This is a genomic window from Streptomyces sp. NPDC053493 (genome assembly GCF_044544825.1).
Taxonomy (GTDB): domain Bacteria; phylum Actinomycetota; class Actinomycetes; order Streptomycetales; family Streptomycetaceae; genus Streptomyces.
This window is the reverse complement of record NZ_JBITXS010000004.1, coordinates 348,301-373,641: the sequence shown is the minus strand read 5'-3', so window position 1 is coordinate 373,641 and position 25,341 is coordinate 348,301. Positions and strand designations below refer to the sequence as shown.

The 25,341-nt window shown below is 73.6% G+C and carries 21 protein-coding genes and 1 riboswitch; of the genes, 13 read left to right on the top strand and 8 right to left on the bottom strand.

Annotation, left to right across the window (positions count from 1 at the left end):
• Nucleotides 1–61: 61 nt before the first annotated feature.
• Together ACIGO8_RS15035 and ACIGO8_RS15030 are read left to right on the top strand one after the other, a co-directional pair.
• Entirely contained in the window at nucleotides 62–1,186 is a 1,125-nt protein-coding gene (locus ACIGO8_RS15035) for an FG-GAP-like repeat-containing protein (protein ID WP_399729426.1), read from the top strand.
• Nucleotides 1,187–1,256: 70 nt separating this feature from the next.
• Nucleotides 1,257–3,833 carry an FG-GAP-like repeat-containing protein gene (locus tag ACIGO8_RS15030; protein WP_399729423.1) on the top strand — a complete coding sequence of 859 codons (2,577 nt, stop codon included), beginning with the start codon at nucleotides 1,257–1,259 and terminating at the stop codon, nucleotides 3,831–3,833.
• A 192-nt stretch (nucleotides 3,834–4,025) separates the two neighbouring features.
• Here ACIGO8_RS15030 and ACIGO8_RS15025 read toward each other — a convergent pair whose 3' ends face one another.
• From ACIGO8_RS15025 to ACIGO8_RS15005, 5 genes are all read right to left on the bottom strand, one after another.
• On the bottom strand, nucleotides 4,026–5,375 hold the full coding sequence (locus ACIGO8_RS15025; protein ID WP_399730071.1) for an MFS transporter: 1,350 nt from the start codon (nucleotides 5,373–5,375) through the stop codon (nucleotides 4,026–4,028).
• A 105-nt stretch (nucleotides 5,376–5,480) separates the two neighbouring features.
• Nucleotides 5,481–7,427: a glycoside hydrolase family 15 protein gene (locus tag ACIGO8_RS15020; RefSeq protein ID WP_399729421.1), complete on the bottom strand. Its 1,947-nt coding sequence runs from the start codon at nucleotides 7,425–7,427 to the stop codon at nucleotides 5,481–5,483.
• A gap of 124 nt (nucleotides 7,428–7,551) precedes the next feature.
• The gene (locus tag ACIGO8_RS15015; protein WP_399729418.1) at nucleotides 7,552–8,250 is read right to left on the bottom strand and encodes a DUF998 domain-containing protein; all 699 of its coding nucleotides are present in this window, start codon (nucleotides 8,248–8,250) and stop codon (nucleotides 7,552–7,554) included.
• 102 nt (nucleotides 8,251–8,352) lie between these two features.
• Nucleotides 8,353–8,697 (bottom strand): hypothetical protein, encoded by a 345-nt coding sequence (locus ACIGO8_RS15010; protein ID WP_399729416.1) that lies wholly within the window; start codon nucleotides 8,695–8,697, stop codon nucleotides 8,353–8,355.
• A 158-nt stretch (nucleotides 8,698–8,855) separates the two neighbouring features.
• Nucleotides 8,856–10,298, bottom strand: a complete 1,443-nt coding sequence (locus ACIGO8_RS15005; RefSeq protein WP_399729413.1) for a hypothetical protein — start codon at nucleotides 10,296–10,298, stop codon at nucleotides 8,856–8,858.
• 174 nt (nucleotides 10,299–10,472) lie between these two features.
• On the opposite strand from ACIGO8_RS15005, the gene ACIGO8_RS15000 reads away from it, so the two are divergent.
• Complete coding sequence (locus tag ACIGO8_RS15000) at nucleotides 10,473–10,877, top strand: SHOCT domain-containing protein (protein ID WP_399729410.1); 405 nt, start codon at nucleotides 10,473–10,475, stop codon at nucleotides 10,875–10,877.
• 182 nt (nucleotides 10,878–11,059) lie between these two features.
• Here ACIGO8_RS15000 and ACIGO8_RS14995 read toward each other — a convergent pair whose 3' ends face one another.
• A complete protein-coding gene (locus tag ACIGO8_RS14995) occupies nucleotides 11,060–11,905 on the bottom strand; it encodes an alpha/beta fold hydrolase (RefSeq protein ID WP_399729407.1) in 846 nt (281 codons plus the stop codon).
• 121 nt (nucleotides 11,906–12,026) lie between these two features.
• Between ACIGO8_RS14995 and ACIGO8_RS14990 the strand changes: the two genes are divergently transcribed.
• The 7 genes from ACIGO8_RS14990 to ACIGO8_RS14960 all read left to right on the top strand — a co-directional run bounded on the left by ACIGO8_RS14990 (nucleotide 12,027) and on the right by ACIGO8_RS14960 (nucleotide 20,914).
• Nucleotides 12,027–12,668 (top strand): glyoxalase, encoded by a 642-nt coding sequence (locus ACIGO8_RS14990; RefSeq protein WP_399729404.1) that lies wholly within the window; start codon nucleotides 12,027–12,029, stop codon nucleotides 12,666–12,668.
• 202 nt (nucleotides 12,669–12,870) lie between these two features.
• A complete protein-coding gene (locus tag ACIGO8_RS14985; protein WP_399729401.1) occupies nucleotides 12,871–13,356 on the top strand; it encodes a hypothetical protein in 486 nt (161 codons plus the stop codon).
• The gene (locus tag ACIGO8_RS14980; RefSeq protein WP_399729398.1) at nucleotides 13,356–14,003 is read left to right on the top strand and encodes a hypothetical protein; all 648 of its coding nucleotides are present in this window, start codon (nucleotides 13,356–13,358) and stop codon (nucleotides 14,001–14,003) included. The genes ACIGO8_RS14985 and ACIGO8_RS14980 overlap by 1 nt, the downstream gene beginning before the upstream one ends.
• A gap of 3 nt (nucleotides 14,004–14,006) precedes the next feature.
• Nucleotides 14,007–18,731, top strand: coding sequence for a putative T7SS-secreted protein (locus ACIGO8_RS14975; protein WP_399729395.1), 4,725 nt, complete (start codon nucleotides 14,007–14,009; stop codon nucleotides 18,729–18,731).
• A 5-nt stretch (nucleotides 18,732–18,736) separates the two neighbouring features.
• A complete protein-coding gene (locus ACIGO8_RS14970; protein WP_399729393.1) occupies nucleotides 18,737–19,336 on the top strand; it encodes a pentapeptide repeat-containing protein in 600 nt (199 codons plus the stop codon).
• A gap of 19 nt (nucleotides 19,337–19,355) precedes the next feature.
• A complete protein-coding gene (locus tag ACIGO8_RS14965; RefSeq protein ID WP_399729390.1) occupies nucleotides 19,356–19,958 on the top strand; it encodes a hypothetical protein in 603 nt (200 codons plus the stop codon).
• Entirely contained in the window at nucleotides 19,955–20,914 is a 960-nt protein-coding gene (locus ACIGO8_RS14960) for a D-2-hydroxyacid dehydrogenase family protein (protein WP_399729387.1), read from the top strand. The genes ACIGO8_RS14965 and ACIGO8_RS14960 overlap by 4 nt, the downstream gene beginning before the upstream one ends.
• A 103-nt stretch (nucleotides 20,915–21,017) precedes the next feature.
• On the opposite strand, the gene ACIGO8_RS14955 is transcribed toward ACIGO8_RS14960, so the two are convergent.
• Nucleotides 21,018–21,881 carry a CbtA family protein gene (locus ACIGO8_RS14955; protein ID WP_399729385.1) on the bottom strand — a complete coding sequence of 288 codons (864 nt, stop codon included), beginning with the start codon at nucleotides 21,879–21,881 and terminating at the stop codon, nucleotides 21,018–21,020.
• Nucleotides 21,882–21,896: 15 nt separating this feature from the next.
• Nucleotides 21,897–22,127 (bottom strand): CbtB-domain containing protein, encoded by a 231-nt coding sequence (locus ACIGO8_RS14950; RefSeq protein WP_399729382.1) that lies wholly within the window; start codon nucleotides 22,125–22,127, stop codon nucleotides 21,897–21,899.
• Between the two features lie 58 nt (nucleotides 22,128–22,185).
• Nucleotides 22,186–22,268: riboswitch (cobalamin riboswitch) on the bottom strand.
• A gap of 108 nt (nucleotides 22,269–22,376) precedes the next feature.
• On the opposite strand from ACIGO8_RS14950, the gene ACIGO8_RS14945 reads away from it, so the two are divergent.
• From ACIGO8_RS14945 to ACIGO8_RS14935, 3 genes are all read left to right on the top strand, one after another.
• Nucleotides 22,377–22,943, top strand: coding sequence for a histidine phosphatase family protein (locus ACIGO8_RS14945; RefSeq protein ID WP_399729379.1), 567 nt, complete (start codon nucleotides 22,377–22,379; stop codon nucleotides 22,941–22,943).
• 194 nt (nucleotides 22,944–23,137) lie between these two features.
• Entirely contained in the window at nucleotides 23,138–24,832 is a 1,695-nt protein-coding gene (gene abc-f, locus ACIGO8_RS14940) for a ribosomal protection-like ABC-F family protein (RefSeq protein WP_399729376.1), read from the top strand.
• Entirely contained in the window at nucleotides 24,805–25,341 is a 537-nt protein-coding gene (locus tag ACIGO8_RS14935) for a hypothetical protein (RefSeq protein WP_399729373.1), read from the top strand. The genes abc-f and ACIGO8_RS14935 overlap by 28 nt, the downstream gene beginning before the upstream one ends.

The following is a 25,341-nucleotide window of genomic DNA, read 5'->3' as shown; positions in this document are numbered from 1 at the left end:
GATCCCGTCCCCGCCGGGTCTCGACTCCTCTCACCCTCCCTGACTGGAAGGTCACTTCGTCATGCCCTCCCGCACCCCCGCCGTCCGCCGCCGGGCCCTCGCCCTCGCCCTCGCGACCAGCTCCGCGATCGTCGCGCTCGGAGGCACGTCGGGCACCGCCCACGCCGCCTCGCTCAGCACGTGGGAGAAGCTCGCCCAGTGCGAGAGCGGCGGCGACTGGACCAGCAACGTCGACGGCCGTTACTTCGGCGGCCTCCAGTTCAGCCTCGCCACCTGGCAGTCCGTCGGTGGTACGCAGTACGCGCCCTATCCGCACCAGGCCACCAAGAACCAGCAGATCCTCATGGGAGAGAAGCTCCTCGACGCCGAGGGCGAGGGCCAGTGGCCTCACTGCGGTCCTCTGGTGGGACTCGGTTCGGACCCGGCCGATCCCTTCCCCGTGGACGTACCGCCGGCCGCGGTGTTCACGCAGACCGCCGCCGCCGACTTCAACGGCGACGGCGCCGCCGACATCATCGCCCGCGACTCCTCCGCGACCCTGAAGATCTGGACCCACAACCCCGGCGGCTACTTCAACGCCCCCGTCAACGTCACCGGCGGATGGGACTTCACCCAAACCGTCGCCGCCGACTTCAACGGCGACACCAAGGCCGACATCATCGCCCGCGACACCACCGGCACCCTCAAGCTCTGGACAGGCCGCGGCAACGGCACCTTCAACACCGCCGTCAACGTCACCGGCGGCTGGAACTTCACCCAGACCACAGCCGCCGACTTCGACGCCAACGGCAAGACCGACCTCATCGCCAAGGACGCCGACGGCAACCTCAAGATCTGGGCCGGCCGCGGCGACGGCACCTTCAACACCCCCGCCCACCTCTCCGCCGGCTGGAACTTCACCCAGACCGCAGCCGCCGACTTCAACGGCGACGGCGCCGCCGACATCATCGCCAAGGACACCGACGGCACCCTCAAAATGTGGACCCACAACCCCGCCGGCTACTTCAACACCCCCGTCAACATCACCGGCGGATGGAACTTCAGCCAGACCACCGCAGCCGACTTCGACGCCAACGGCAAAGCCGACCTCATCGCCCGCAACGACACCACCGGCGACCTCACCATCTGGGCCGGACGCGGCGACACCACCTTCACCACCCCCGCCAAGCTCACCAGCGGCTGGTAACCACCACCCACCGGCGCCGTACGGAAGCAGTCTTCCCACGTCGACGAAGTCAGGAAAGGCAGTTCCTCTCATGCCCCGCACCGCATTCGGGTCCACCAGGCCTAGAGTTCTGGCGACCGCCCTCGTCCTCGGGCTGGCCACCACCGGTCTCGCGGCGGCCCAGGCGAGCGCCGCCGAGACCACGTACGCCACGTTCGGCAGCGCCTTCAACAACGCCGGCATCGCCACCCAGGCCAACCCCGGCGTCGCGAACCTCGACGGCAGCGGCGACAGCCTCTCCGCCGACGCGCTGAACGCCGCCGGGTGGACGCAGGGAGCGCGCGTCACCGTCAACGGCACCACCTACACCCGGCCCGACGTGGCACCCGGTCAGCCCGACAACATCCTCGCCGACGGCCAGCGGGTGCCCGTGTCCGGTGCCGGCAACGCGCTCGGATTCCTGGTCACCGCCACCGGCGGCGCGGTGACCGGCTCCGGCACGGTGCACTACAGCGACGGCAGCACCTCCGCGTACACGTTGGACGCCGTCGGTGACTGGGAGGCGGGCAACCCGCTCGCCGCGGCCGTCGTCCTCGACCGCTCGGCGCGCGGCACCACCCCCGTGAAGCTGTTCGCGGTCACCGTCCCCGTCACCGCCGGCAAGACGGTCGCCTCGGTCACCCTGCCCGCCGCGTCCACCGGCGGAAAACGCCTCCACGTCTTCTCCGTGGCGGTACGCAGCACGCCGGCCGCGCCCGGCGGCGCCTCCTGGACCGGCAGCTGGGCCACGTCCTTCGGTCACGCCGGACCCACCACCATGCTTCCCGATCATCCCGACTGGACGAACCAGACCTTCCGGATGGTCGTCAACCCCCACACCAGCGGCAGCACGGTCCGGCTCCGGTTCGCCAACACCTTCTCCGGCGACCCCGTGAAGCTCGGCCACGTCACCCTCGCCGTCCAGTCGAGCGGAGCCAACGCCGCCCAGACCCCCGTCACCGTGACGTTCGGTGGCGGCCAGCAGACCACGCTCCCCGCGGGCGGTGAGGTCTTCAGCGACCCGGTCGCCCTGCCCGTCACCGCGGGACGGAACCTCCTCGTCAGCTACCACCTGCCCGGTACGGTGACGACGGCTCCCCAGCACCCGGGCGCCCGCGCCACCTCGTACACCACCGCCCGGCTCGCCGGCGACCGGTCGGGCGTCGTGAACGGCCTCGACTTCACCAAGGAGGTCTCCTTCTGGAGCCTGGTCAGCGGAGTCGACGTCGCCACCACGGACTCCCAGGGCACCGTCGTCGCACTCGGCGACTCCCAGACCGACGCCGGCCGCACCACCCCGAACACCAACCGGCGCTGGCCCGACTTCTACGCGTCCTTCCTGAACGGCGCGTCCTCCGTGCCCGGTGTCCTCAACGCGGGGCTCAGCGGGAACCGGCTCGACCGGGACGTCGTCGGGGGACAGGGGCCCAGCGCGCTCAACCGCCTCGACCGTGACGTCTTCGCCCAGCCCAACGTCCGCGAGGTCATCCTCTACGAAGGCGTCAACGACATCGTCGACGGCGCGTCGGCGGCCACGATCACCACCGACATCCAGAAGATCGCGGCGCGCGCCCGCGCCCGAGGGCTCCGGGTCACCGTCGCCACCATCCCCGGCTTCTCCGGCTTCGCCGCGACCGCCCCGTCCTTCCGCGTCCGTGAGGCCGTCCGACAGGCGGTGAACCACTACATCCGGACCACGGACGACATCGACGACTACGTCGACTTCGACGCCGTCACCAAGGACCTCGACGACCCGTACGCCATCCGGTCCTCGATCTCGGACGCCGACAGGCTCCACTTCGACGACGCCGGCACCGAACTCCTCGCCCGCACCATGGCCGAGCGCGTGACCAGGCCGTCGCTTCCCATGGGAGAGACCACGTCCGCCGACTTCAACGGCGACTCGATCTCCGACCTGCTGGCCCGGCACGACCCCACCGGCACCTTGAAGGTGTGGTTCGGCCGCGGCGACGGCACCTTCTCCGCCGCGAAGGACGTCACCGGCGGCTGGCAGGACTACTCGCAGACCGTGGCCGGAGACTTCACGGGCGACGGCAAGGCCGACATCATGGCCCGCTACGAGGGTCCCGCCGACGAGAGCCGTCCTCCCCGGGACACGCTCCGCCTGTGGGTCGGCCGAGGCGACGGCAGCTTCCTCGCGCCCACGAACGTGACTGGCGGCTGGGACTTCACCCAGACCACCGCGGCCGACTTCGACGCCAACGGCAAGACCGACCTCATCGCCAAGGACGCCGACGGCAACCTCAAGATCTGGGCCGGCCGCGGCGACGGCACCTTCGGCGCCCCGGCCCACCTCACCGCCGGCTGGACCTTCGCCCAGACCACCGCAGCCGACGTCAACGGCGACGGCGCCGCCGACATCCTCGCCCGCGACCCCGCCACCAACACGCTCAAGATGTGGACCCACAACGCGGGCGGCTACTTCAACGCCCCGATCAACGTCACCGGCGGCTGGAGCTTCTCCCAGACCGCCGCGGCCGGCGACATCGACGGCGACGGCAAGGCGGACATCCTCGCGAGGGACAACACGACCGGCACGCTGAAGGCATGGTCGGGCCGGGGCGACACCACCTTCACCGCGGCCCGCAACGTGACCGGCGGCTGGTAGGCCGGAACGGAAAGGGTGGAGTGCGCGAGTTCGATTCCCGCCCCGCCATCCGCTCGTGCGTGAAAGGCCCAGGTCCGAGACCTGGGCCTTTCGCTGCTCGAGCGGCGCGGTGGACGCCGCAGCCCCGGACGGGGCCGGCCGCCCTGACCGCGGCGGCATGCGGGCGGCGCCGGTGCCGGAGTGGCGGGTGGATCAGGCGTCCGCCGACGGGGTGGGGCGGGTGCGGGGCAGGCGGGCGGCGGTGGCGAGGCCGGCGAGGCTCGCCAGGGCGAGCGTGGCCATGGCCGCGGCGTACGCGTTCTTGGTGAGCTCGGCGACCAGGATCGTGCCGGCGATCGCGGTGCCGAAGGTGGAGCCGAGGTTGGAGACGCTTCGGGAGAGGCCGGAGATCTCGCCCTGCTGCTCCTCGGGGAAGGCGGACTGGACGACGTTCACGGACGGGGTCAGCATGACGCCGAGCCCGAGGCCGATCAGGAGAAGGCCGGGCGCGAAGGCCCAGGGGCTGGGCGTGCCGGCGACCAGGGCGATCAGGACGCCGACGCCGACGGCCGCGAGAGCGAAGCCGGCCATGATGAGTGTCCGCTGTTCCAGCCGTCTGGCGAGACGTTCCGCCGCGAGCGAGGAGGCGAGCAGGCCGAGGGTGGCGGCGGTGAAGATGACGCCGGTCTCGATGGCGTCGTAGCCGCGGACCACCTGGAGGTAGGTCGCCACGGTGAAGGACGTCCCCATGAGCAGCAGCCACTGGGCGTTCTGGGTGATCAGCCCGAGGTTGGAGGCGCGCTCGCGGAAGAGGCCGGTGGACAGCAGCGGTTCCCGTCCGGTGCGTTCCTCGGTACGGATCCAGTGGAGGAACCAGGCCAGTACGAGGATTCCGCCGGCGATCAGGCCGATCATCAGGGCCAGGTTGTCGTCGGCGGCGAGGATGCCGAGGACGAGCAGGACCAGGCCGCCCGCGGACAGGACCGCGCCCTTGACGTCGAAGCGGCGGCCGGGTTCGGGTGGCAGAGGGTCCTCGACGGCGCGGCTCAGGACGATGATCAGCAGGATCACCAGGGCCTGGAAGCCGAACGCGGCGCGCCAGCTGATCGCGGAGGTGATGAGCCCGCCGATCAGCGGCCCCGCGGCCGCGCCGATGCCTCCGGCCGCCATGATCACTCCGAAGGCGCGGGCGCGGGAGGTGAGGTTGGTGAAGAGCAGGGTGGTGAGGATGTAGACGGGTGGGATGAGGAGGGCCGTACCGATGCCTTCCAGGATCGAGTTGCCCAGGATCAGCACGCCGAGTCCGGGTGCCACGGCGCTGAGGACGGCGCCGACGCCGTAGACCGCCAGGCCGGCGAGGAAGCAGCGCTTGCGCCCGAAGCGGTCGGTCGCCTTGCCGCCGGGAATCATGAGCGCGGCCATCACCAGCAGGAAGACGGTGATCGCGACCTGCACGCCCTGGACGGTGGTGTCCAGGTCACGGCTGATGTCGTTGATCATCACGTTCATGTTGGAGCCGGCGAAGCTGCAGATGAACTGCGCCAGCGCGAGGGGCGCGAGCATCCGCGATCCGGCGGGCGCGGGGCGCGCGGGGTGCGCGGGGTGCGCGGGTCCGTTGACGGCGGCATCCTCGGTCACGGGGCGTGGCCTCCCTTCGCGGCCGGCGGCTCAGTCACCCGCCCGGCCGGTCCGGTCGGCCGGGTCGGCGCCGCCCGCCTGGCCCGTCCGGTCGGTCCGCTCGGCCGGGGCAGCCCGGTCGGTCCGGTCGGTCCGGTCGAGTTCCTCGTCCAGGGCCAGGGCGGCGGCGACGAGCGCGAGGTGAGTGAACGCCTGCGGGAAGTTGCCGAGTTGCTCTCCCGACGGGCCGATCTCCTCGGCGAACAGCCCGACGTGATTGGCGTAGGTGAGCATCTTGTCGAAGGCGTAACGGGCCTGGTGCACGCGGCCGGAGCGGGCGAGCGCCTCGACGTACAAGAAGCTGCACAGGCTGAAGGTGCCCTCCGATCCCTGCAGGCCGTCGGGCGAGGCGGCCGGGTCGTAGCGGTAGACGAGGCTGTCGCTGACCAGTTCCTCCCCCATGGCGTCGAGCGTGCTGAGCCAGTCCGGGTCCGTGGGCGACACGAACCCGACCCGGGGCATCAGCAGCAGCGAGGCGTCGAGGACGTCGGTGTCGTAGTGCTGCACGAAGGCCGAGCGCCGCTCGCTCCAGCCCCGCTCGGTGATCTGCTGGAGCACCGCGTCACGGGCCTCGTGCCAGCGGGAGAGGTCGGCCGGACGGGAATGGGCGACGGCCAGCCGGATCGCACGGTCGAAGGCGACCCAGGTCATCAGGCGGCTGTAGGTGAAGTTCTGGCGTCCGCCGCGCGTCTCCCAGATGCCCTCGTCCGGCCGGTCCCAGTGGTCGCACAGCCAGTCGACGAGCCCCGCGAACACGCGCCAGCCCCGGATGCCGCCGATGTCGCTCGACTGGGCGAGGGCGTAGGCGGCCTCGCCGTAGATGTCGAGCTGGATCTGGTCGGCGGCGGCGTTGCCGGCCCGGACCGGGGCGGAGCGCCGGTAGCCCTCCAGGTGGTCGAGCACCTCCTCGGTCAGGTGCGGCTCGCCGTCGATGCGGTACATGATCTGCAGCGGTTCGCCGGAAGCGGTCCCGCCGGCCTCCAGGCGCTCGCGCATCCAGTGGCGGAACGCTTCCGCCTCGGCGGTGAAACCGAGGTCCATCAGGGCGCGTACGGACAGCGACGCGTCCCGCACCCACGTGTAGCGGTAGTCCCAGTTGCGTTCGCCGCCGATCTCCTCGGGCAGGCCCATGGTGGCCGCCGCGATCGGCGCCCCGGTCGGCGCGTAGGTGAGCAGCTTGAGGGTGATCGCGGAGCGCACGACCATCTCGTGCCAACGCCCTTCGTAGCGGCACGACTTGAGCCATCCGAGCCAGAAGTCGCGGCAGCGGTCCAGTCGTTCGACGATCTCCTCGGTCGTCGGCGGCGGCCCTCCCGGAGGTCCGCCGCGGGCCTCGGCGGCACCCGCGCCCGCGCCCGTACCCGTACCGCTTGTGAGGATCACCGCGGCGTTCTCGCCGGCGCTCAGGGTGAACCGGCCCGTGACGTCCACACCGTCCGCGTGCAGCCGGACGGCCCCGGAAGCCTGGAGGTGCAGGTCCGTGCCGGGGCCGTGGAAGAGCACGCTGTCGTCGTCGAGGCGGCTGAGGGTGTGGGAGGCCCGGCCGTAGTCGAAGCGGGGACGGCACACCAGCTCGAACGGGAGCCTCCCGCGCACCACCCGGGCCACGCGGATGAGCCGATGCGTGGCGGCGGGGAGGCGCGAGGTGATGGGCTCCATGAAGTCGATGACTTCTCCGACGCCCTGCGGGGCCATGAAGCGGGTGATCAGGATCGGCGTGTCGGGCATGTACAGCTGGCGGACGGCGCCCTTCTCCTCGAAGTCCACGGCGAGGCGGCAGTGGCCGCCGCGATCGCTGTCGAGGAGGGAGGCGAAGAGGCTCGGCGAGTCGAAGCGCGGTGTGCACCACCAGTCCACCGTCCCGTCGGACGAGATCAGAGCGGCGGTCTGCAGGTCGCCCACGAGCCCGTGGTCCGCGATCGGAGGGTAGTCGTTCATGACCTCTCCCGCCTGTGAGGCGTCGGCCACCGCCCGGAGGCCCGGCCGGGCGCACCGATCACGACGAGGCCGCCCGTCCGCACCCGGCGGACAGTCACCCTCCATGGTCACCGCTGCCGCCCGCTCACCGCATCTCGACGGCGGGTACGGCCGCGCCGGCGGACCGGGTCAGGCGGAGGGCCAGGGTGCTCAGCCACAGGAGGCCGAGGCCGGCGCCGGTGGTGAAGGCCAGGACCGAGGCGGCCGAGGCCATGAAACCGGCGAGGACGGCCACCGGTGCGACCCGGGACGCCACGGCCCAGCCGCGCAGGCCGCGGGCGGCGAGCGGGCGGGCCAGGACGAGGAACGCGGCGCACAGGGCGAGGTAGCCGGCCATTCCGCCGAACATGTGGACGGCGCCGTGCCCGCTCATCACGGTCGCCTCCGGCGCCCCGGCGGGGAAGCCCGCGCCCGCGTCGGCCGGGAAGGCCGCCGCGACCCAGAAGGAGACGCCGAAGACGCCGACGAGCGCCGGACCCCACGTGCCACCGGGCCCGCCGCGCAGCGCCCGCCGCAGGCCCGTCGCGCCGGTGACCAGCAGTGCGCCGGTGAGCAGGAAGCTCACCGTCTGGATCCAGCCCGCCTCGCCGAGGGCGAGCTGGCTGATCGCGTTGCGGGTGAAGTCGAATCCCTCGCGCGTGAATCCCCCGGCGAGCCCGACCGCGAGGAACAGCGGACCCGCCGCCGCGCCGGCGGCCACGGCCCACGTCCCGGCGGGACGCGGCACGGAGGCGTCGGAGGCGTCGGGAAGGACGCGGCGGGGCGTGGTGAGCATCTCGGTCATGGCGGCGGGCCTTCCTCGCTTCGTCGGTGTCGCCCTGATGACCGACGGCGAGGGGCGGAGTCATCGCCGTCGGTCATGTGCGCCGCGTCACACCTGGCAACGTCAGCCGAAGACGACCGACCGCACCTTCAGGCGTTCCGAAGCGCCGCCGGTGTGCGGGCGGAGGACGAAGGAGTCGCCCTGGCAGTGCGGCTCGCTGTAGACCGTCGCCCAGGCGTCGGTGCGGTTCTTCGGCGAGTGACCGGGTACGGGGTTCTCCTCGCCGACGCCGGGCAGGTCCACGCACTCGCCGTTGGGCGGGTTGTTGAGGAAGCCGGTCGCCTCGTAGCCCTCGACGGTCACGTAGTCGTAGCGGAACTGCCCCGTAGCGGCGGCGGCGGACGCGGGAACGGCGGCGAGGAGCAGCGCGGCGCCGAGGGCGGCGGTGAGAGCGGAGCGGAGACGCATCAGCGGGTCTTTCTGCTGGTGGGAGGTTTGCCGTGGCCATCTGTGCCCGGCGCCCGGACCCGTATCCGCAGCTCACCCGCATGGATGAGGACGAAACGATCTTGCACTCGTCCGAACGGCTCCCCGCCCGGCGGCCGGCCGGTACGGAGGCAGCGAGGTCACCGCTCCTTCGCGAGGGAGTCCGGATCCTCCGGCCGATCCGGCGGCTCCGGCCGATCCGGCCGATCCGGCGGCTCCGGCGGCTCCGGCGGCTCGTTCGGCGGCTGGTCCGGCTGCTCGTCCGGCGCGTCGGCGGCCAGGAAGGTGGTCACCGCGAAGGCGAGGAGCAGGACGAGGACGATGGCGAGGACGGTCCAGGCGGTGGGGTGGTCCCAGAGGACGTACGCGAGGACGGCCGCCGCCGTCAGGAGCCAGGTGATCAGGGTGCGGTGGCGGCGGACGAAGGGGCCGGCCGGGCCCGTGCGCAGGCCGGCGCGGGACGCGGCGCCGCGGGCGGCCGCGAGGCCGGAGTTCCAGACCGTACGGGTGACGACGGCCGGGCGGGAGGGGCCGGAGAGCCAGGCGGCCAGGGCCACCACCAGGCCGAGCGTGACGACCGTGCGGACCGTGGTGCGCAGGAAGTGGACCAGCGCGTCGTAGACGGACCCGGCGGCCGGCTGGGAGACGGTGTCGGGCAGGGCGTTCAGATAGACGGCGCGGAAGACGGTGAGACCGATGCCGAGCACCAGGACCGCGGCGGCGAGCCCGAGTGCCGAGGCGATCAGGACGCGACGGCGGTGGGCGGAGAGCAGGACGCCGGCGGCGACGAGGAGCACGGCGAGGACCGGCAGCCAGACCCCCATGATCTGCAGCAGGCGGAAGCCGGTCTTGACCTTGGCGAGGTCGTCGGAGCGGACGACGGTGAAGTCGGTGTGGACCTCGGGGATCTTGCCGGCGGCGGTGAGGCCGGCGTCGACGAGCCGCTGCTTGACGCGGTCGATCACGGGCGCGAGGTCGATGGTGACCGTGTTGTCGGTGATCCGGACGGCGCCTTCGTCGCTGCCGGTCAGCGCGCGGACGACGGCCGCGTGCACGCCGCGGTTCGCCTCGGTCCACAGGTTCTCGAAGGCGTCGGAGGCCACGACCTCCTGCGCCTTGTCGTGGACGAAGCTGCCGACGGCGCCCTCCAGGGAGTCGCCCAGCTTGCCCAGCGCCTTGGCGAGCCGCGGGCGCTCGTCGGGAGCCACGTCCTCGAGGAGGGCGTTCAGGTCGAGGCGGTCCGTGACGGCGGCCGTCACCCGGTTCGCGATCGCCGCCTGGACGTCCTCGTCGGAGGCGAGCGGGGCCATCGTGGAGACGTAACGGTCGGTGTCGCCGACGATGTCGGCGGTCCAGGCGGCGACGACGCCGAGCGGGGCGAGCAGGCAGCCGATCACGATGAGCACGGCCGCCAGGAACGAGCGGCCGCGGTGGCGCCGCCGGCGCCCGGGCCCGGCCCCCGCCTTCTCTTCCGCCGCCGGCTCCGGCCCCGGCCCTGTTCTCGCCTCCGCCTCCGCCTCGAGGGCCGCGATCCGGGCCCGTAGGACAGCGAGTTCGTCTCTCGTCGGCTCGTCGTCCGGCACGGACGCCTCCTCGCGGTCGAACGGGCGGTCGCGACCAGAAGAACGCGCGGATCCCGCTCCGGCCAGGTGGAGCGGGCCGGACGGGTGAGGCCCGTACTCGACTCGCCGATCCGGACAAATCCGCCAATACTGCTCGCAGTGAACAGCGGAACGTGAGCAGAGCCGGAGGCGACGATGGACGATTACCCGCTGCTGAACGTCTTCTGGACGATGCTGTGGTTCTTCCTGTGGATCATGTGGTTCTTCCTGCTGTTCAAGATCGTCACCGACATCTTCCGGGACGACGAGATGAGCGGCTGGGGCAAGGCCGGATGGCTGATCTTCTGCATCGTCCTGCCCTTCCTCGGCGTGCTCGTCTACGTCATCGCCCGCGGCAGCGGCATGACCCGACGCGACGTCAAGCAGGCGAAGGCGTCCGAGGCGGCCTTCCAGGACTACATCCGCAAGACGGCCGGCACGGCTCCCGGCGGCGGCCGGGGCGGCAACGTCGAGGAACTCGCCCGGCTCGCCGAGCTGAAGGACAAGGGCGTGCTCACGGAGGAGGAGTTCCAGCAGGCGAAGACGAAGCTGCTGGCCTGAGCGGCCGCCGGGGAGGCGGACGGGCCGAGTCGGGCGGGCGCGGCGTCAGCCGGGCGGTGGCCCAGGTGTCAGTCGGCCGAGGCGGCCGGGGCGTCAGGCGGCCGAGCCGGCCGGCGCGTCAGTCGGCCGAGGCGGCCGGGGTGGCCGGGCCTTCGGCCGAGGCGGCCGGGGTGGCAGGGGCGTCAGTCGGCGGCGGCGGTCTGGCCGGGCGGCCGTTGCACCTCGGCGACGAACTCCGCGAGGTCCCTGGCCAGGCGTTCCGGCCGCTCCCAGTACGGGACGTGGCCCACGCCCTCGTACACGATCATCCGGGAGCGGGGCACCGCGTCGAGGATCGTCTGCTGGTCCTCACGGCCGAGGACGGGATCCTCGTCGCCCCAGACGAGCAGCGTCGGTACGAGGATTCCCGCCAGGGTCGCGCGCAGATCGGTCTCCAGCAGGCCGCGCAGGCTCTCCCGCCACACGCGGGCCGGCGACTTCAGGTTCTCGTCGACGACGGTCGCCAGGAAGCCGGGCGGCACGGGCTCGGCCGTCAGACCCGCCGCGAACTCCTCGGCGAACGCCCGGTCCACCGGGTCCCGGAGCCCTTCCACGATCTCCCGTACCCGCGCGATGCCCGGCTTGTCGGCGAGCGTCGCCGGCACGCCGAGGAGGACGAGCCCCGCCACGCGGTCCGGATGGCGTCCCGCGACGATCCGGGCCTGGACCCCGCCGCTCGATCCGCCGGCGAGCACCGCCCGGCCGATGCCCACGCCGTCCATGAAGCGCACGAGGTCGGTGGCGAAGTCCTCCGGGAGATAGCCGTCCGCGGGTCCGGCGTCCCGGTGGCCGCGCTGGGTCGGCGCGTACACGTGCAGCGAGGACGGCAGGCGGCGCAGCAGCGGCTCGAAGGTCCACCAGGAGTCCACGTAGCCGTGGACGAGAACGAGGACGGGCTCGCCGGGCCCGCCGGGCCGGCCGGCCTCGGCGTACGGAAGTTCCGGGCCCCCGTCCCGCAGGACCGCCCGTCGGACGGCGATCGTGGACACGGCGGCCCTCCTCACCTCGCCCACACCTTCCAGCGTAGATTCCGGGCGGCGGCCGGGCGCGGCGCCCATCGGTCAGGATCGAAGAAGCACCGGCGGGGCCCCGGTCCCTAACGTGAAGGACATGACTTCCTCTCTCGCGAACCTCACCCTCGAGGTGGCCGATCTCGCGGCCGCCGAGCGCTTCTACTCCGCCTTCGTGCCCGGCCTCCCGGTGGCGCTGCGGGCCTCGCAGGAGGCGACGGACGGCTTCCGCGGCTTCGCGGTGGCGCTGACCGTCGCGCAGCCCGCCGACGTACGCCGGCTCGTCGACGCCGCCGTCGACGCCGGCGCCACCGTCCTCAAGCCCGCCACGAAGTCCTTCTGGGGCTACGGCGGCGTCGTCCGGGCGCCGGACGGCACGATCTGGAAGGTCGCGTCGTCCGAGAAGAAGGACACCGCCCCGGCCACCGGCCGGATCGACCGGATCGTGCTGCTGCTCGGCTGCGCCGACGTGGCCGAGACCAGGGCGTACTACACCGAGCGCGGCCTGACCGTGGCGAAGAGCTTCGGCCGCAAGTACGTGGAGTTCGACGCGCCGGAGGGCGCGGACGCGGTCGTGCTCGCGCTGTACGGACGGAGGGCGCTCGCCAAGGACCTCACCGTTCCCGTCGACGGCACCGGCTCCCACCGGCTCGTCCTCGGCGGCACCGGCGCGGCCGGCGGCCCGGCCACCGACCCGGACGGCTTCGTCTGGGAGCCGGCGCAGGCGCGCGCGGCCGCCTGACGCCGCCCAAGGGCCCTTCGGGGCCCGCGCGTGAGGCCCGGTGAGGCCCGCGCATGAGTCCCTCCGGGACCTTTCCGGCCGCCCTCCGGTCGCCTTGCGGCCTACTCCGGGACCCTCCCGTGCCTGCGAGGCGGCCTTGCGGAACCGCACCCGCTCCAGTAGGCGTGTAGATGCTCGACACCCGAGGGAGCGGGAGGAAGTCGTGAGCGACGGAACGGCATTGGCGGAGCGCATCGCCGAGCGGCGGTCCGGGCAGGGCGATCCGCGGGACATGGTCGGCGAGTTGCGGCGGGCCGTCGTGCTCGTCCCCGTCGACGCGGGCGGCCTGTGGACGGCAGAGCTGGGCGGAGTGCGCTGGATCTGCGCCTTCACGGGCGAGGAGGCCCTGGCGCGGTTCGCCCGCGCACGCGGCGGCCACCGGGACGCGCACGACGGGGCGGGGCAGCCGGACGAGTGGGAGTACGCGGCGCTGCGCGGCGCGCGGCTGCTGGACGAGATCGTCCCGGCCATGGGCGTACCGGCCGGTGTCGCCGTCGACATCGCGGAACCGGAGGGCTCGATGTTCTTCCCGCCGGTCGTCGGCATCGTCCCGGACGCGGTCGCCGTCGACGCACCCGCCACAGGCGGGTCGCCCACCACAGGCGCGCCCACCACCGCCCCCACCACCCACGCCGAAGGCGGTGTCTGATGGGCGGCGGCGGTCCCGAGGACCTGAAGTTCGACCAGGAGAGCATCAAGCAGATCACCGAGGGCATCCGCTCCGCCACCGCCGAGCTGCGCGACATCGGCACCGGCACCGGCGCCGTGCTCGGCAAGGGCTTCTCGGATCTGTCGCTCACCGGGATGGAGGCCGGACACCACGGTCTGTCCACGGACTTCGAGGACTACTGCGAACGCTGGGAGTGGGGCGTACGGGCGCTGCTCCAGGACGCCAACACCCTCGCCAAGACGCTCGGCCTGTCCGCCGGGCTCGTCTGGGAGGAGGACCAGTACCGCCAGGGCACCTTCAAGGTCGCGATCAACTCGGTGATCGGCAACCCGCACGCCTCCGAGGCGGACGTGGTCAAGCAGAGCTGGGGCGACGTGTTCACGCCCGACTACCTCAGCCCCGACTGGAGTCCGGAGTCCTTCGAGAAGGCCCGCGACGAGATGGGACAGACCTGGAAGGACACCGGCCGGGCCCTGCTGACCGAGGGCAACGGCGGCCGGCAGTCCCGGATCCTGAACGAGATGCTCGGCGTGGACCAGGGCGCCTTCGACCGGGCCGTGGACGACACCTTCGGGCCCTCTCCCGAGGAGCGGGCCCGCAACCAGCAGGGCAGTGGGGGGAACTGATCCGTGGGCATCGGGGACTTCATCAGCGACATCACCCCGGACGTCGTCGAGGACGCGGTCGAGGACGGCGTCGAGTGGCTCGGCAACCGGGTCGAGGACGCCGGCAACTGGACCGCCGACCGGCTGGAGGACGTCGGCTGGGAGTCGGGCGCCGACTGGGTGCGCGAGCAGTCGCGTTCGGTCGCCAACCGGATGGGCGCCGAGGTCGACGAGATGGACCTCGGGCAGACCGAGGACAAGACCAAACTCATCTACGGCAGCCCGTCCAAGCTGCGCGACACCGCCCAGCACCTGCGGGACCTGCAGTCCGCGTTCGAGAAGGTCGGCGGCGGACTCAAGGGCCTCGACTCGTCGGCCGTGAAGGGCGAGGCGGCGGACGTCTTCCGCGAGACGGTGGCCCAGCAGCCGCCGAAGTGGTTCAAGGGCGCGGACGCCTTCGGCAAGGCCGCCGACGCGCTGGCGAGCTTCGCGCTCACGGTGCAGTGGGCGCAGGGCCAGGCGCAGACGGCCATCGACAAGTGGAAGGAGGGCACCAAGGCCTCCGAGGACGCGGCGAACGCGCACCAGAAGAAGGTCGAGGACTACAACAAGGCGGTCGAGCAGTACAACGCCAAGCCCGCCGACAAGCGCGACCCGTCGTCCCTGCCGCCCAAGCCGGGCACCTTCACCGACCCGGGCAAGGCCCTGATGGCGGAGGCGCAGGAGATCCTCGCCGAGGCCCGCAAGCAGCGCAACTCGGCCGCCGAGACCGCCCGCAAGGCCGTCCAGGCGGCCCGGGACGAGGCGCCGCCGAAGCCCTCGTACGGCGAGCAGCTGAAGGACGGTCTCGACGAACTCGAGATCATGCAGGACCACTTCGCGGGGGGCATCGTCAAGGGCACGGCGGGCCTGCTCAGTTTCGTCCGCAGCGTCAACCCGACCGACCCGTACAACATCACCCACCCCGCCGAGTACGCCACCTCGCTCAACAGTCTGGCCGCGGGCCTCGTACAGGTCGCCAACGACCCGTGGGGCGCGGGCAAGCAGATGCTCGACAACTTCATGAAGGACCCGGCGGAGGGCCTCGGCCGGCTGGTGCCCGACGTGGTGCTGACGGCCGCGACCGCGGGCGGTGGGGCGGCGGTCAAGGGCGCGCGGGTCGCGGAAGAGGCGGCGGACCTGGCCAAGGACGCCAACCGGGCGCGCAAGCTGCTCGACGACGCCCCGAACGGGACCCACAACCGGACCGACGCCCGCCGGCTCGTCGACGAGACCGACCCGGTCGACCTGGCGTCGGGCCGGATGTTCCTGCCGCAGACCGATCTGGTGCTGCCCGGCACGCTGCCGCTGGCCTTCACCCGGCGCGTCGAGTCCGGCTACACCGCCGGCCGCTTCTTCGGGCCGTCGTGGTCGTCCACCGTCGACGAACACCTGGAGGTCGACGCCCGTGGCGTCGTCCACGTCACCGACGACGGCCTGCTGCTCGCCTACCCGCACCCGGTGCCCGGTGTCCCCACGCTGCCCGCGTCCGGCGCCCTGCGCCGTACCCTCACCCGGGACGCCGCCGGCGACTACACGATCACCGACCCGGACACCGGCCTGACCTCGCACTTCGCCGCGCCCGTGGGCGCCGAGCCGGGCGGTGACGGAGAGGCCTGGCTGGTCCGGCTCACCGACCGGGGCGGCCGGCACACCGTCACCGTCGAGCGCGCCGACGACGGCACGCCGCTGGCCCTCGTCCACTCCGCCGGTCACCACGTGACGCTCGACACGGACGACGACGGCCGGGTGACCCGGCTCGCGGTCCGGCTTCCCGACGGCACCGCGCAGGAGGTGCGGCGCTACGGCTACACCGATGGCGACCTGACCAGCGTCACCAAGCCCTCCGGCGCCACCCTGGCCTTCGCCTACGACGAGCGGCACCGGATCATCACCTGGACCGACTCCAACGACAGCCGCTACGACTACGCCTACGACGACCAGGACCGGGTGATCGGCGAGGGCGGCCAGGCCGGCCACGTGCAGATCACCCTCGCCTACGGCCTGCCCGACCCGGCCACCGGCCACCGCACCACCACGCTCACCACCGCCGACGGCCGCGTCACCCGCCATCTCGTGGACGACGCCTGCCAGATCGTGGCCACCACCGACCCGCTCGGCCACACCACCCGGCTTCGCCACGACGCCCGCGGCAATCTCGTCGCCCGCACCGACGCCCTCGGCCGCACCACCGTCTTCGGCTACGACGACGCGGGCCGGCTGCTGTCGGTGCTGCGCGCCGACGGAAGCCGCCTCGAGACCGTCCGCGACGCGCGCGGGCTGCCCGTCGAGTTCACCGACGCGGACGGGCGGACCACGCGCCAGGAGTTCGACGCGCACGGCGATCTCGTCGCCGTCACCGACCCGGCCGGCCACACCACCCGCTACGCGTACGACGAGCGCGGCCACCTCGTCTCCTCCACCGACCCGACGGGCGCCGTCACCACCTTCCGCTGCGACCCGGCCGGGCTGCCGCTGGAGGTCACCGACCCGCTGGGCGGCACCACGCGGTGCGTGCGGGACGCCTTCGGCCGGCTCGTCCGCATCACCGATCCGCTCGACGCCGTCACCACCTTCGAGTGGAACGCCGACGGCGAACTGGTCCGGCGCACCCGCGCGGACGGCGCGACGGAGACGTGGACGTACGACGGCGAGGGCAACTGCGTCTCGCACACCGACGCGGCGGGCCTCACCACCCGCTTCGAGTACACCCACTTCGACCTGCTCACCGCCCGCACCGGGCCCGACGGCGCCCGCCACACGTTCACGCACGACGCGTCGCTGCGGCTCACCGAGGTCACCGACCCGCAGGGCCTGACCTGGACCTACACCTACGACCGGGCCGGGCGCACGGTGTCCGAGACGGACTTCGACGGGCGCACCGTCGACTACGTCCTCGACGCCGTCGGCCGGCTCACCGCCCGCACCACGCCGCTGGGCGAGACCGTCCGCTACGAACGGGACGCGCTCGACCGGGTCGTCCGCAAGGACGCGGCCGGCGCCGTCACCACGTACGCCTACGACACCGCCGGGCGCATGATCCGCGCCACCGGGCCGGACGCCGAGCTGATCCGGCAGTACGACCGGCGCGGCGAGATCAAGGCCGAGCTGGTCGACGGGCGCCTGCTCACCTACGCGTACGACGAGGCCGGGCGCCGCACCCGCCGCGTCACGCCCACCGGGCACGTCACCACCTACGCGTACGACCCGGCAGGACGGCTCACCGAACTGACCAGCGGCACCCGCCGGATCGGCTTCGAGCACGACGCCGCGGGCCGCGAACGGCGCCGGGTCTTCGGCGGCTCGCTCGCCCTCGCCTCCGCCTGGGACGAGACCGGCCGGCTCACCGGCGAGCACCTCACCGCCGGCGCGCGCACCCTCAACCGCCGTGCCTACACCTACCGGGCCGACGGCCACCTCACCGCGCTCGACGACGCCCTGCGCGGCGCCTTCCGCTACGACCTCGACGCCACCGGGCGGGTGACGGCGGTGACGGCGCGGGGCTGGACGGAGACGTACGCGTACGACGCGGCCGGCAACCAGACCGCGGCCTCCTGGCCCGAGGACCATCCCGGCCACGAGGCGACCGGCCCCCGCTCCTACACCGGCACCACCGTCACCCGGGCCGGCGCGGTGCGCTACGAGCACGACGCCGCCGGCCGCATCACCGTGCGCCGCAAGACCCGGCTGTCGCGGAAGGCCGACGTCTGGCGCTACACGTGGGACGCGGAGGACCGGCTCACCGCGGTCGTCACCCCCGACGGCACCCGCTGGCGCTACCGCTACGACCCGCTGGGCCGCCGCACCACGAAGCAGCGGCTCGCCGAGGACGGCGAGAGGGTGGCCGAGGAGGTGCTGTTCACCTGGGACGGCTCGACGCTGTGCGAGCAGACCGCCGGCGGCCCCGGGCTGCCCCGGCCCGTCGCCCTCACCTGGGAGCACCGCGGCCTCGGCCCGCTGACCCAGACCGAGCGCGTGCTCACCGAGGACGCCGCCCAGCGGGTCGTCGACGAGCGCTTCTTCGCCATCGTCACCGACCTCGTGGGCACGCCCACCGAACTCGTCGACGAGACCGGCGCCCTCGCCTGGCAGAGCCGCTCCACGCTGTGGGGCACCACCGCCTGGAACCGCGCCGCCACCGCGTACACCCCGCTGCGCTTCCCCGGCCAGTACTACGACCCCGAGACCGGCCTGCACCACAACTACTTCCGGCACTACGACCCGGAGACCGCGCGCTATCTGACGCCCGACCCGCTCGGGCTCGCCCCGGCGCCGAACCCGGCCGCCTACGTCCACAACCCGTTCACCTGGGCCGACCCGCTGGGCCTGTCGCCCTACCGGGGCCTCGGACTCAGCGACGAGGCGATGGGCGCGATCCAGAAGCTGGAGAACATCAAGGCCGACCCGATCGGCCGCATCAACTCCGAGCCCAACCACAACCACTACGCGGCGGCCCGCCGGGAGGCGAACGGCGAGGTGGTGGCGCGCAAGCCGGACGGCACGCCCTTCGACCACGTCCAGGACCTGACGCAGGCCCAGCAGGGCCTGGAGAACGTCCGCAAGATCCTGTGGAAGGAGATGGAGCGGCTGCCGGAGGGAATGACCGAACGCGGCCTGGAAGTCCTCCTGAAGAAGCACGACGAGACCGTCTACCACCTCGACCGTGTGAAAGGCTTCCTCCACCAGATCAAGAACGGGAACGGAGGCTGACGGGCATGAGCGAGGAGAACGGCCACGCCGCCGAGGTACGGGACCGGTGGGCCCGGCCGGAGAACGCCGCCGTCCTCGCCGAGCTCCGCGCCGCCCTCACCGGCGGCGGGGACTGGCGCGCGCTGGTGCGGGAGTGGACCCTGCCGTGGGGCACGGAGAACGACCTGGCCGGGATCCCGCTCGCCGGCGCCGGCCTCGGCGGCACCGACCTGACCGGTGTCCACCTCAGCTACGCCGACCTGCGGGGCTGCGACCTGGCCGGCTGCGACCTCACCGACGCGCAGCTCACGGGCACGGACCTGACCGGCGCCGGCCTGGCGAACGCCACCCTGACCCGGGCGAACGCGGGCCTGGCCGACCTGACGGACGCCGACCTCACCGGCGCCCGCGCCGACGACGCCGTCCTCTCCCGCGCCCGGCTGACCCGGGCCACCCTGCGCGGGGCGAGCCTGCGGGCCGCCCGCCTGGTCGGCGCCGACCTCACGGACGCCGACCTGACCGACGCGGACCTGACCGACGCGGTCCTGATCGCGGCCACGACCGACGGCGCGAACCTGACCGGCGCCCGCCTGGACGGCGCCCGCCGCGGCACCCTGCGGCCCTGACGGCGGGAGGCGGGCGGGCATGCGGGCCAACCGGTGGATGCGGGACCTTCTGGCGGAGGCCGACCTGACGGGTCTGTCGCCGGCGGACGTGCCGCCCGGCTTCCGTGACGTCGTGGCAGGCGGCTGGTCCGTGACGGCAAGCGGCGCGCGGGTGCTCACGGCGCTCCACGCCGGCCCGGGCGGGGCCTTCTTCGACCGGCTGGCCGAGGAGACCACGGTCAACGGGCGGGGCATGACGGATCACGACCTGCCCGCCGGAGCGGACACCGGAGACGGCACCGGCGACGGACCCGGCACCGGCGACGGCGGGGCAGTCGGTGCGGCGGTCGGTGCGGCGGTCCGCGCGCACACGCTGCTGCGCCGGTGCCTCGCGTACGCCGCCGGCTGCCTGCGGGCGGCCGAGGAGACGTTCGGCGACGACGCGGTCCGCGCCTACGTCGTGCTCTCGCCGGACGGCACGGACGACGGGCTGCTCACCGCCACCGTGACCTTCTGCACCCCGCTGCCGGACGTCCCGCCGTACATCGCGGACCTGGAGGAGGCGCAGGACGCCGCCGTGGCGGAGATCTCCGTACGGGACCGCCCGGGCCCGGCACCTGATGCGCGATCATGCGCTGCATGAAGCTGCGTTGTGCGATTCTCGACGACTACCAGGGCGTCGCCCTGTCCAGCGCCGACTGGAGCCCGCTCGAGGGGCGGGTGGAGGTACGGGTGCTGCGGGAGCATCTCGGCGACCGGGAGGCGCTCGTCGACGCCGTCGGGGACTGCGAGATCCTGGTGGTGATGCGGGAGCGGACGCCGGTGGACGCCGGGCTGCTGGAGCGGTTGCCGCGGTTGCGGCTGATCGTGACGTCCGGGATGCGCAACGCGTCGGTGGACGTGGCCGCGGCCCGGGCGCGGGGCGTGGTGGTGTGCGGGACGGCCAGCGGGTCGGAGCCGCCGACCGAGCTGACGTGGGCGCTGATCCTGGGACTGGCCCGGCAGGTGCACACGGAGAGCCTTGCGATGCACGAGGGCGGTCCGTGGCAGTCGACGGTCGGCGCGGATCTGGCGGGCCGGACGCTCGGGCTCGTCGGGCTCGGGAAGATCGGCGGGCGGGTGGCGCGGATCGGGCTGGCCTTCGGCATGGACGTGGTGGCCTGGAGCCCGAACCTGACCGACGAGCGGGCCGCCGAGCACGGCGTACGGCGGGCCGCGAGCCTGCGCGAGCTGCTGGCCGCCGCCGACTTCGCCTCGCTGCACCTGGTGCTGTCCGACCGCACCCGCGGTCTGGTCGGCGAGGCGGAGCTGCGGGCGATGCGCCCGGACGCGTACCTCGTCAACACCTCGCGGGCCGGTCTGGTGGACGGGCCGGCGCTGCTGCGGGCGCTGCGCGAGGGCCGGATCGCGGGCGCGGGACTCGACGTGTACGAGACGGAGCCGCTGCCGGCCGACGACCCGCTGCGGAGCCTGCCGAACGTGCTGGCGCTGCCGCACCTGGGCTATGTGACGCGGGCCAACTACGGCCGCTACTTCGGGCAGGCGGTCGAGGACATCGAGGCGTTCCTGGCGGGCGCGCCGGTCCGCGAGCTGGCCTGAGCGGCCACACCTCCCGGGAAGCCGGAAAGAAGCCGGGAAAGACGCGCCGGCCCCTCGTCCTGTCGTCAGGACGAGGGGCCGGCGCGGTGGTACGGGGCGGGGCTCAGGCGGCCGGAGCCGCCCGGACCGACTGCTCCACGGCCGGCTTCGGCGCGAGCAGGCGTTCCGCGAGGAGCCCGAAGGCGAGGGCGAAGGCCGCCCACAGGAGGGCCTGGATGCCCAGGCTCGCGAGCCGGAAGTCCCAGAGCACGGCGGCCGGGAAGTCCGCCTTCACCGCGTCCTCGTTGGCGGGCAGGAACGCGCAGGCGATGCCGGTCGCGGCGACGAAGCCGAGGCCGGCGACGACGGTCGCGTTCCAGTTGCCGAGGCGCGGCGCGAGCCGGCGGCCCGCGATGACCGCGGCGACGCCGAGCAGCACGCTGAGCAGGATCATCAGGAAGAAGAGCGTGGTGCGCTTCCCGATGGTGTCGGGGTTTCCGACGGCCGGCGGGGTCGCCGGGTACTTCAGGAACGGCACGAGGTAGACCGTGGTGAAGGCCGCCGCCGCGACGAGCGCCGCGGTGGCCTTCGGCGTGAACCGGCCCACCCGTCCGAGGACGAAGCAGAACGCCAGCGACGCGATGCCGCCGAGCGCGACGCCGTAGACGAGCACGCCGGTGGCGAGACCCGCCGTGGACTGGAGGTCCCGGCTGACGACCTCCTCCTCGGCGGCCTCCTCGTGACCGGCCCCGGCGTGACCGGCCTCGGCTCCGCCGCCGTGCGTGTGGCTGTGCGCGGCGGCGTGCTCCGCCTGGGCGGCGGCCTCCTCGACGGCGATCGAGGCGTTGACGGACGGCTCACCCGCGACGTACGCGAAGCCGAAGGCGAACAGTCCGGCGATCAGGCCCGCGAGCATGCCGCGGAGCAGGAGCCTTCCCACGAGCGAGCCCGTGGGCGCGGCCGGGGTCGGGACGGGTGGTGCTGACATGTGCGCGGATACCCCTCAGTGGCAGGGGAAGCCGAGCAGGTGACGGCCGTCGTGCACCCACTCGTGCACGTCGCTGCCGGCGAACAGGGACGTGGCGCCCTGCTCGGCACCGACGAAGTAGAGCGCGACGAGCATCAGGACACCGGCGAACAGCGCCCACGGCAGCACGGCGCGGACCGGCAGCGAGAGCGGGACCGTGACGGCGGGGGTGGACGGAACGGCGGGCGACGCAATGGCCTCGGCCATGGTGGAACCTCCTCGGGAACGCGCGTCCCATACGGTGGTGCGCGACGACGGTCGTCGGGTCTGACTCGCCGTCCCCGGAGTCCTGTTGGACCGGGGGCGGCTCACAGTGGCGCGACCGTGCCGGACTTGCACCGGACTTCCGTCTCGCCGTCGTCGTTCTGTGGAAATGTCGCCTGACGGTACCGCGCCGGTCACTCCGCGCCAAGGGCGCACGGGCCGCCGCCTGATGAATTGAGGGATGAATCACCCATGACCGTGCGGCTTTCGCTGATCGCGCCCGCCATGAACGCGGCCCTGCGCGAGGCCCGGTTCGACGACTCGGGACCCGTCGAGCCGGTGCCGGCGGGCCTGTTGACGCCTGCCGCGGGCGTACGGGTGGTCAGTTCGCCGTCGGGGCGGTGCCGGGCCACCGCGGAGGCGCTGGGCCTCGGGCCGGACGTGCCGGTGGCCGAGGCGCTCGCGGGCTGCGGCATGGGCCGCTGGCGGGGCCGGCGCCTGGACGAGGTGAGTGCCGAGGACCCGGCGGGGGTGGGCGCGTGGCTGTCGGACCCGGACGCGGCGCCGCACGGCGGCGAGTCGCTGGGCGCGCTGCTGGGGCGGGTCGCCGGCTGGCTGGAGGCTCTGGAGCCGGACGTCGCGGTGCTCGCCGTCGCCGAGCCGGACGTGATCCGCGCGGCGGCCGTCCACGCGCTCGGCGCGCCGCCGTCGGCGTTCTGGCGCCTCGACGTGCGGCCGCTGTCGCGGACGACGCTGAGTGGACGGTCGGGCCGCTGGAACCTGCGCCTTGGCGAGCCGCTCGGGCCGGCGGCCGGCTGAGCCGGTTCTCGAGCTGACGAGACGGAACGTCTTGCGGGAGGCGACGGCAGGGCGTACCGTCCTCGCATACGCAGGATGCGAGACGGACCGTCTCGTCTAGTGCCACCTCGGCCAGGTCGTCTCGTCCAGGTCGTCTCGTCCAGGCGTCGTCCCGCCGTCCTGCCGTCCCGCTGTCGAGCCATCGGAGGCCGCCCTTGTTCCGTGTCCAACTCACCGACGTCACCAAGCGCTACGACGACCGGCACGTCCACGACCGGCTCGTCCTCGACCGGGTCTCCCTCACCGTCCGCGCCGGCGAACGCGTCGGCGTCGTCGGCGACAACGGATCCGGCAAGTCCACCCTGCTGCGCCTGCTGGCGGGCCAGGAGGCACCCGACAACGGCACCGTCACCGTCGCGTCACCCGGCGGCGTCGGCCATCTCGCCCAGACCCTGGACCTGCCCGAGGGCGCCACGGTCGGCGACGCCGTCGACCGCGCGCTCGCCGACGTACGGGAGCTGGAGCGGCGCATCCGGGAGGCCGAGGCCACGCTCGACACCACCGGCGCCGCCCCCGGCACCACCGGCGCCGCCGCCGACGTCGGCGCCGGCCACGACGCCGGCCACGACTCCGGCCTCGACGGCAGGCTCGACGCGTACGCCGCGCTGCTCGCCGCCTACGAGGCGCGCGGCGGCGCGGACGCCGACCGGCGGGTCGACGCGGTGCTCCGGCGGCTCGGCGAACGCGCACCGCTCGACCGCTCCCGCCCGCTCGCCACCCTCTCCGGCGGCCGGCGCTCCCGGCTCGCGCTCGCCGCGACCCTCGCCGCCGATCCCGAACTGCTGCTGCTCGACGAGCCCACCAACGACCTCGACGACCAGGCCGTCGGCTGGCTGGAGGAGCGGCTGCGCGGCCACCGCGGCACGGTCGTCGTCGTCACCCACGACCGGGCCTTCCTCGACCGGGTCACCACCGCCGTCCTGGAGGTGGACCACGAGACCCGTACGGTACGGCGCTACGGCGACGGCTACGCCGGCTACCTGGCCGGCCGGGCCGCCGAACGGGCCCGCCGGGAGCGGGAGTACGAGGAGTGGAAGGCCGAGACCGCGCGCCACGCGGCCCTCGCCGACCACGCGATCGACCGCTTCTCCGCGATCCCGCGCAAGGCGCCCGCGTCCTTCAGCGGCGCCGGTGCCTTCCGCGCCCGCTCGCGGGCGCACGGCGCGATGAGCCGCATCCGGGCCGCCCGCACCCGGCTGCGGGAGCTCGCCGAGCGGCCGGTGCCCAGGCCGCCGGACCCGCTGCGGTTCACCGCCCGGATCGAGGGCGGGGCGGCCGGGGCGGCGGCGGCCGGCCTCACCGACGTACGGGTCGAGGGCCGGCTGCGGCTCGACGCCCTGCGCCTGGAGCCGGGCGAACGGCTCCTGGTCACCGGGCCCAACGGCGCCGGAAAGACGACCCTGTTGCGGGTCCTGGCGGGCGAACTGGCGCCGGACGGCGGCACGGTGAGCATCCCGGAGCCGTCCCGGGTCGGGCTGCTCCGGCAGGACACCGGCGGGGCCGACGACCCGCGCACCGTGGCGGCGGCCTTCGGCGCGGGCCGCGAGGAGGAACTGCTCGCGCTCGGCCTGTTCACCGCCCGGGACCTCACCGTCCCGGTCCGGTCCCTGTCGGCCGGCCAGCGCCGCAGGCTGGAACTGGCCCGGCTGGTGACCCGGCCCGTCGACCTGCTCCTGCTGGACGAGCCCACCAACCACCTGTCGCCCGGCCTGGTGGAGGACCTCGACGCCGCCCTCGCCGCCTACCCGGGCACGCTGGTCGTCGTCAGCCACGACCGGCGGCTGCGGGCCGGGTTCCGGGGCCGGCGGCTCGCCCTGGAGCCGTGGGTCAGCGCACCGTGTCCGGCGTGAACGGCGGCTGCTCGAAGGTCGGCACCGGGACCACGGTCACCGGGTCACCCGGCCGGTACGCGGGCGGCGGCGTGTACGGAGGCGGCGTCGGGCGCGGCGGCGCGGGCGGCGGGTTCGGGCCCGCGTACGCGTTCTGCGGCTCGGCCGCCGTCCGCTTGGTCACACCGCTCTTCGCCGCCGGCTTGTACGGCTTCGCGGAGCCGCCGATCGTCGGCGGCGTCCGCTGCCCCGTCGGCGTGGCGGAGGGCTTCGGCGACGGCGGGGCCGACGGCTCGCCGGACGGGCTGCCCGAGGCGGTCGGCGACGCCGTGGGCGTCGCCGGCTTCGTACCGCCCGGCTTCCCGCCCGTACCGCCGTCGCCGTCACCCGAGCCCGAGCCCGAGCAGGCCCCCAGGGCCAGGCTCAGGCCGAGCACCACCGACACCGTCACAGCTCCGCGGGCACGCATGCCCACCACCCCACCCCTGGTCACGTCCTCGATCCGCACCACCGTGCGGCCGGGATCGTAA